Origin of the sequence: Acrocarpospora pleiomorpha (assembly GCF_009687885.1) — a bacterium.
Taxonomy (GTDB): domain Bacteria; phylum Actinomycetota; class Actinomycetes; order Streptosporangiales; family Streptosporangiaceae; genus Acrocarpospora; species Acrocarpospora pleiomorpha.
In genome coordinates, this window is sequence record NZ_BLAF01000148.1 from 1 (window position 1) to 2123 (window position 2123).

Below are 2123 nucleotides of genomic sequence, written 5' to 3' on the forward strand. Positions count from 1 at the left end.
CCCTCACCCGCCCCCCGGCGCCCCGCACCCGCGCCCACTCAGTCCGCCGCTCCCGCCGTACCCACACCCGCGGCCCCAGCCCACGCCCAAGCCCCGGCGAACCACGACCCGACCCTCTCACGGAGGCACGACTCCGCCCGCTAGCTCCCAACCCGATCCACCCCCCTGCACAACGCCACTCCATAAGTCCGCCCACCGGCCTCACACAGGAGAACCCGCCGAAGCCGCCCCACGCCCGCTTCGGCCTTCCACACCTTGATCTCGCGCACGCCGCTCTGCCGGCTGCTCGTGTGCACTTCGGTTCCGCGCTTGCCGGACTTGTGCGGGACGGCGTCGTGGTGCGGGCTCGAGTGCACCTCAATCTCGCGGTTCTCGGCCTTGTGTCTGAGGGTTTAGTGACGGGTGCTTGTGTGCACCTCGGTTCCGCGCTTGCCGGGTTTGTGTGGGACGGCGTCGTGGTGTGGGCTCGTGTGCGCTTCGCGCGCGGGGGTTTGGTGGCGCGGGCTCGTGCGGGCCTCGGTTTCGTGCTTGGCGGGCTCATGCGGGACGGCGTCGTGGTGTGGGCTCGTGTGCGCTTCGGGCTTGCGCGCGGGAGTTTGGTGGCGCGGGCTCGTGCGGGCCTCGGTTTCGTGCTTGGCGGGCTCATGCGGGACGGCGTCGTGGTGCGGGCTCGAGTGCACCTCGGTCTCGTGGTTCTCGGGCTTGTGTCTGAGGGCTTGGTGGCCGGGGGTCGTGTGTGCTCCGGGCCTGTGCTGCTTCGGTTTGGGTGTCTGGGCCTGGTGGTGGCTTGTGCGCGCTCTGGAAGGGAGCGCGAATGCGTCGTTCACGTGGGTTCTGAGCGGGTGGGTTTTGCGCGCGTTGGTGGGCGACTGGGCGTCGCGTATGGGGGTTCCGCGTGTCTGGGTTCTGCGCGGGGAGGTTCGGGGGGCTGGTCGTGGTGGTCAGGGGACGGGGAGGCTGTAGACCAGGCGGAACTGGTCGCAGGGGATGACGATGTCGCTGGTTTCGACTGGGCGGTCGCCGGACCAGTGGGTGCGTTCGATGTGGAGGACGTGCACGCCGGCGGGGAGATCGAGGACGTCGCTCTCGGCGGGCTGGGGGACGCGGCTGGAGACGTGTTCGATCACTTCGGTGATTTTCATGCCGAGTGCGGACAGGCGGCCGGTCACGTTGCTCACGTCCTCGCCGCTGTCGCCGAGGCCCGCCGGTTCGTACGACGTGGCCAGTTGTACGGGTTTGCCGTCGCCGCGGTAGACGAAACGGGTCTTGGTGATCGGGGCCGCGATGTCGAGGCGGAGGCGGGCCGCGATGTCGGGGGTGGCTTCCGCGGGTTCGGTTTGCCAGTCCCAGGTGGCGCGGCGGCCTTGCGCCTGCATGTCGGCGGAGAAAGGGGCCTGGCCCCGGTGCAGGGGGAGCAGGGTCGGCCGTTGTCTGACCCGGTGGCCGGAGCCGACGCGACCAATGATCAGCCCTTCCTGGGCCAGCACCCGGAGCGCGTGGCGGGCTGCGGTCTCGCCTACGCCGTACTTGCGGGTGATCTGGTGCCGGGACGGGATCGGGGCTCCCGGCGGCAGGGTGCCGTCCGCGATCTGTCGGCGGAGGTCCTCAACGACGCGCAGGTAAACCGGATCGGAGTTGGCCATCCATCCATCCCTCGGATTGTGAAGCGTTTTCCAATCTTGGCGTATCCGACGGACAACCCAGAGTAATGGACATGATCTGTGATTCCAACTTTACGGAGCATCAACAACCGACCTTAGGGGGTCAAAGCATGGCTCAATGGACGGATCACTGGACCATCGAACTGCCTGGCATCCCGCCCATGGCGGCGGTCGCCCGGATCTTCGTACGGCAGTTCTTCGCAGGTCACGGGCGGGTCGATGACGCCGAACTCGTCGTTTCCGAGCTTTTCACGAATGCGGTGCGTTACAGCCGATCGAAAGACGAGGGAAATGTCATTGTCGGTGCGATACGCCAGGAACGTTCTATTCGCGTCGAAGTCACAGACCAGGGATCCGAGTCGGTTCCCCAGGTCAGACACGCAACCCCGGACGAGGACACCGGCCGCGGCCTCTTCATCGTCCGCACCCTGGCCAACACCTGGGGCCACCAGACCATAACCG

The 2123-nt window shown here is 67.5% G+C and carries 2 protein-coding genes; one reads left to right on the top strand and one right to left on the bottom strand.

Going from position 1 to position 2123, the window contains the following annotated elements; all coding sequences use genetic code 11:
* Positions 1–941: 941 nt before the first annotated feature.
* Positions 942–1643, bottom strand: coding sequence for a GntR family transcriptional regulator (locus tag Aple_RS51680; RefSeq protein ID WP_155352163.1), 702 nt, complete (start codon positions 1641–1643; stop codon positions 942–944).
* Positions 1644–1714: 71 nt separating this feature from the next.
* On the opposite strand from Aple_RS51680, the gene Aple_RS51685 reads away from it, so the two are divergent.
* Positions 1715–2123, top strand: a 409-nt coding sequence (locus Aple_RS51685) for an ATP-binding protein (RefSeq protein WP_170322088.1), incomplete at its 3' end; no start/stop codon positions are given.